Genomic DNA, 4,195 nt, shown 5'->3' on the forward strand with positions numbered 1-4,195 from the left:
AAGATGGCGGACACCGTCGTCGGCGCCAGCGCCATCATCACCCCGGCCAACGTCGTGTTCGAAACCGAGCGGCTAATCGCCGAAGCTCTCTACAACCGCAGACCGGTGTACATGGCCTTCCCCGCCGACCTGGTGAACAAGCCGATCCTGGCCTCCTCGGAGCCCCTCATCCTTCCGGGCAGCGACCCAACTGCACTCGCGGGGGCGACCGATGCCGTCGTCTGCACGCTGGATGCAGCACCAAGGGCATGCGTTCTGCCCGGGCTGGTGCTGGACAGGTTGGGACTGAGCGACAAGGCGCGCGAGCTCATTGACGCTGCCGGGCTGCCTTTCGCGACCATGTTCGCCGACAAGTCCGTGCTCGATGAGGATCACCCCAACTACATCGGCATACGACGGCAAACTGATGGAAGAGACCGTGCGCGAGTTCGTCGAGACCTGCGACGCCGCCATCACGATGGGGACGATGCAGACCGACTTCAACACCGGGGCCTTCACCGCGCACCTCGACCCGGCACGGACGATCGACATTGGTCTGCACCGCACCACGGTCGGCTCGACCGTCTACCAGAACGTCGAAATGGCAGACATCGCCAACGAACTCGCTGGGCGCACGTGGAGCGCTCGCGAGCCTGCTCGGATTCGACCGACCTCACTGGGTTCGGTCGCGGGCTCCGACGCCGACCCGATCTCCGCAGATGCGCTCTAGCGGAGGTGGGCGAACTTCGTGAAGCCAGACGACATCGTGATCGCCGAAACCAGCACCTGCTCAATGGGTTTGGCGTTCGCTCAACTCCCGCATGGAGCGCGGTTCTACAACCAGACACTCTGGGGCGCCATCGGATGGGCGACCTGCGGCGTTTGGCGCCGCTGTCGCCGCTCCCGATCGACGGCTCCTGTTGATCACCGGGGAGGGCTCGCATCAGTTGACGGCACAAGAGGTCGGTCAGTTCCACCGGCAGGGCCTACAACCGATCATCTTCGTGCTCAACAACTCCGGATACCTCATCGAGCGGCTGCTCTGCAACGACCCCGCCATCGCCTACAACGACGTCGCTCCATGGAACTACACCGAACTGCCCCACGCACTGGGTTGTGACGACTGGTTTACCGCACGTGTGACCACCTGCGGTCAGCTCGACGCCGCCTTGGCGACCGCACAGCTTGGTGGGCAGGCCGCCTACATCGAGGTCATCACCGACCCCTATGAAGCCCCGGCGCTTCCCAACAAACTGCACGACAGCGTCAAAACCCTGTACAACATGGCCTGATGCCAGTGGACGTGGCTACTCCACCCGATGAGAACGGGCCAGGACGAATGTCCTGGCCCGTTTCGTACTTCGCTTAAATCATGCGTTCCGCTGGGCTCACCAACCACCCCTAGTCGGCCGTGTGGACGATAAGGATGTCGATCCTGGCTTTGCGGGCGACCTCGGCGGGCACCGAGCCCAGGAACCGTCCGGCAACCGAGTCCAGTCCCACGTCGCCGACGACGAGCACATCCGCGTTGACCTCCGCGACCAGCTTCACCAATGCGTGGACTGGCGCGCCTTCTATTGCCCGCTCCTCGATGTCCCGAGCGCCAGCGGCCTTGGCCCGGTCATGCGCCTCCCGAAGGATCGCGTACACGGGCGCACTGCCGTGCAACTTGTAGCCCTCGCCGCCAAGTGCGTCGGCGCCGCGGGGGTCAGACACACTGTCGTGCGATGGTGCTCTTGACCAGCCGCCCTTTTCGACCGGCGTCACATGCGCGCTGGCGACGATCAGCTTCGCATTGGCCTCCGCTGCGACCTCGGCTGCGCGGTCGACCGCGCGCAATGAGGAGTCGGAACCGTCGGTCCCAACCACCACAGTCCGATAGCCGTCCATGTCGCCTCCCAAGGGTCGTTGTGACGACAGGAAGACGTTAGCGCTGGTTAGTCGACGAGGGACCGGATTGGCGATCCGGCGCAGCTGCAAGCTGGCGCACCATCAAGGCCGAACTGATGAAGCCATCAGCGTCATCGGGCAGAGCCCTCGCGCTCAGCCCGAATCAACCGGCTCACTTTCGTCGTCGATATCACACCGATTCGTGCCCACATGCGGCTAATTAATGATGAGGTAGGCGATCCGAACATCTTGTGTAGGTGCGACACTCGTCCGAATGACGAAGATGCCGTCCTGCACGTTGACCCAGAGTTGTCCGCCCGGATTGGCGCGGGGAGTGAGAAGAACGAGACTCTCGGTTGTCACCACATCAGAGTCAACCGCCACTGACGTGTCTCCCTGGTGAAGAGTGGCCACCGGACAATCTGTGTAAGCGGATTCTCAGTAACTCGCACCTGGATGCGCCCTATGATCTGCAATGCCACTCCAGCGTGGCATTCGGCAATTACGTCAGTTCCAGAGTCGCTAATGCCATGAATGGCAACGCTATTCCGACTGTTGGCATTCGATGACTTCCCTTTCGCTATTCTATAGTCGAGGTGCGTCAAAGTTGTTTAATTGCAGCCGATGTCGCTGATTAACGTTGCGCACATCGCACATCGCACATCGCACATCGCACATCGCGTACCGCGTAATTGGGCACTCTGACCGAGCGCAATTACGCGCTGTCAATCGAGGGTCTGGCTGGGCACATTTTGGGCACAGTCAGTGTCCACAGAGGTCAATCACACCCCATGTCATTTCGCAGCTCGGTGCCGGTTCGGTTCAGAGACCAGCACCCCGAAACGGGTTCGACTCCCGGCAGCTCCGCCAGCAAACGCTCTGGTCAGGATAGGTTTTCACTGACCGGGGCGTTTCTACATCCAAACCCATCCACAAATCGGTAGGTCATGAGGCAGCGGCCCGTTCGCGGATCTCCACCGCCGTCTCAAGCATCTGCTGCGTGCTGATGAACCAGTCCTGCAGATTTAGATCCACGATGAGCTCGTCTGCGCCAGCGTCTGCGGGGGTTCGGACGTCGTCCATGATTTGGTCGAGAGTGCCGACGAACGCCGATCGGTCAGGTCCTGCCGGGCGGTCGGTGAAGGTGGCGTTTCCCACCACGACCGTCTCCATCCGGCTCGGGTCCCGGCCATACTCAGAAGCCATTTCGCGGATGCGTGATGGAGGACAAGGGCACTTCCGGGAAGACGATCTCCAACAAGCACGGGTTTCTATCCTCGGCGCTCAACGCCGCCGTGCCGAAGCGCATCCCGTTCAACCCAGCGGCCAGCCAGAGGCTCCCCGAGACCGTGAAGCAGGACATGGTCGCGCTGACGCCGGAGGAGTTCGCCTTTTTGCTGAACGAGATCACCGAATACTGGCGACCACTGGTCGAGTTCCTCGTCGCCAGCGGCTGCAGGTGGGGTGAAGCCACCGCCTTGGCACCGTCTGACGTCAACCGCGAGAAAGGCACCGTGCGCATCACCAAGGTTTGGAAGCGCACCTACGACGACGGAATCGGGTACGAGACCGGCGTGCCGAAGACCAAGCGGTCGATCCGCACGATCAACGTCTCCAAGAGCGTCCTCGACAAGCTCGACTACTCCGGCGAGTTCCTTTTTACCAACCGCGCAGGCCGACCGGTCCGGGGCAACGGCTTTCACGACCGGGTGTGGTCACCCGCCGTCGAACTGGCCGAGCTCGACCCGAAGCCGCGCATCCACGACCTCCGGCACAGCTGCGCAACCTGGATGGTGCTGGCCGGGCCGCTGAGGACCGGCCCTCCGTCGTGCTCAAGTTTGCTCAAACGCTCGACGGACGCATCGCCACGTCCACGGGCGATGCCAAATGGATCAGCGGCGAGGCCGATTGCCGCATCTCGCACGCGCTGCGGGCCGCGTGCGATGCCGTACTCGTCGGCGTGGGCACCGTGATGACGGACGACCCGCTCCTGACCGTCCGCCTCTTCGCTGGAGCGTCGCCCTGCGGGTCGTGCTCGACTCGACGCTTCGGCTGCCGCCCACTGCGGATCCTCGGCCCGGACGCGGCCACCACAGTGATCACGACGCGGCGCGCGTCGGCCGGCCGCCGGACCGCCCTGCATGAGCGCGGGGTGCGCGTCCACGTCGTCGTCCAGCCCCCGCGGCGTCGACCTTCCTACCGCCCTGGCCCGACTGCGGGCGGCTGGCACGCTGACGCTCCTCGTCGAGGGCGGCGCCCGGGTGATCACGTCGATGCTCGGTGCCGGCCTCGTCGATCGCCTGGTGGTCGGGATCGCACCGACGAT

The 4,195-nt window shown here is 63.5% G+C and carries 7 protein-coding genes and 2 pseudogenes; 6 read left to right on the forward strand and 3 right to left on the reverse strand.

Features of this window, described 5'->3' with window-relative positions:
• Positions 1 to 89: 89 nt before the first annotated feature.
• Positions 90 to 296, reverse strand: coding sequence for a hypothetical protein (locus tag QOI01_RS08650; RefSeq protein ID WP_526379921.1), 207 nt, complete (start codon positions 294 to 296; stop codon positions 90 to 92).
• Here QOI01_RS08650 and QOI01_RS08655 point away from each other — a divergent pair.
• From QOI01_RS08655 to QOI01_RS08665, 3 genes and pseudogenes are all read left to right on the forward strand, one after another.
• Positions 268 to 333 (forward strand): annotated as a pseudogene (locus QOI01_RS08655) (hypothetical protein); the annotation flags it as partial. The gene QOI01_RS08650 and the pseudogene QOI01_RS08655 overlap by 29 nt on opposite strands.
• A 73-nt stretch (positions 334 to 406) precedes the next feature.
• Complete coding sequence (locus QOI01_RS08660) at positions 407 to 709, forward strand: hypothetical protein (protein WP_526379923.1); 303 nt, start codon at positions 407 to 409, stop codon at positions 707 to 709.
• A 91-nt stretch (positions 710 to 800) separates the two neighbouring features.
• Complete coding sequence (locus tag QOI01_RS08665) at positions 801 to 1,271, forward strand: thiamine pyrophosphate-dependent enzyme (RefSeq protein WP_526379911.1); 471 nt, start codon at positions 801 to 803, stop codon at positions 1,269 to 1,271.
• Between the two features lie 109 nt (positions 1,272 to 1,380).
• On the opposite strand, the gene QOI01_RS08670 is transcribed toward QOI01_RS08665, so the two are convergent.
• Both QOI01_RS08670 and QOI01_RS08675 read right to left on the reverse strand, forming a co-directional pair.
• Positions 1,381 to 1,869 (reverse strand): universal stress protein, encoded by a 489-nt coding sequence (locus tag QOI01_RS08670; RefSeq protein ID WP_526379913.1) that lies wholly within the window; start codon positions 1,867 to 1,869, stop codon positions 1,381 to 1,383.
• A gap of 945 nt (positions 1,870 to 2,814) precedes the next feature.
• Complete coding sequence (locus QOI01_RS08675) at positions 2,815 to 3,075, reverse strand: hypothetical protein (protein WP_526379915.1); 261 nt, start codon at positions 3,073 to 3,075, stop codon at positions 2,815 to 2,817.
• A 14-nt stretch (positions 3,076 to 3,089) separates the two neighbouring features.
• On the opposite strand from QOI01_RS08675, the gene QOI01_RS08680 reads away from it, so the two are divergent.
• The 3 genes and pseudogenes from QOI01_RS08680 to QOI01_RS08690 form a co-directional block, all read left to right on the forward strand.
• Positions 3,090 to 3,842 (forward strand): site-specific integrase, encoded by a 753-nt coding sequence (locus QOI01_RS08680; protein ID WP_526379917.1) that lies wholly within the window; start codon positions 3,090 to 3,092, stop codon positions 3,840 to 3,842.
• Positions 3,731 to 3,964, forward strand: a pseudogene (locus QOI01_RS08685) (RibD family protein); the annotation flags it as partial. The gene QOI01_RS08680 and the pseudogene QOI01_RS08685, both read left to right, overlap by 112 nt.
• A 46-nt stretch (positions 3,965 to 4,010) precedes the next feature.
• Positions 4,011 to 4,195 (forward strand): dihydrofolate reductase family protein (locus tag QOI01_RS08690; RefSeq protein ID WP_526379919.1); only part of this gene is annotated, 185 nt, incomplete at its 3' end.

The organism is Mycobacterium sp. (assembly GCF_032162605.1).
Classification (GTDB): domain Bacteria; phylum Actinomycetota; class Actinomycetes; order Mycobacteriales; family Mycobacteriaceae; genus Mycobacterium.

What these genes read in the sequence shown, in the direction of transcription:
- QOI01_RS08670 (WP_526379913.1), bottom strand. Translation starts at nt 1,869, where the DNA reads ATGGACGGCTATCGGACTGTGGTGGTTGGGACCGACGGTTCCGACTCC.
- QOI01_RS08660 (WP_526379923.1), top strand. Translation starts at nt 407, where the DNA reads ATGGAAGAGACCGTGCGCGAGTTCGTCGAGACCTGCGACGCCGCCATC.
- QOI01_RS08680 (WP_526379917.1), top strand. Translation starts at nt 3,090, where the DNA reads ATGGAGGACAAGGGCACTTCCGGGAAGACGATCTCCAACAAGCACGGG.
- QOI01_RS08665 (WP_526379911.1), top strand. Translation starts at nt 801, where the DNA reads ATGGAGCGCGGTTCTACAACCAGACACTCTGGGGCGCCATCGGATGGG.
- QOI01_RS08675 (WP_526379915.1), bottom strand. Translation starts at nt 3,075, where the DNA reads ATGGCTTCTGAGTATGGCCGGGACCCGAGCCGGATGGAGACGGTCGTG.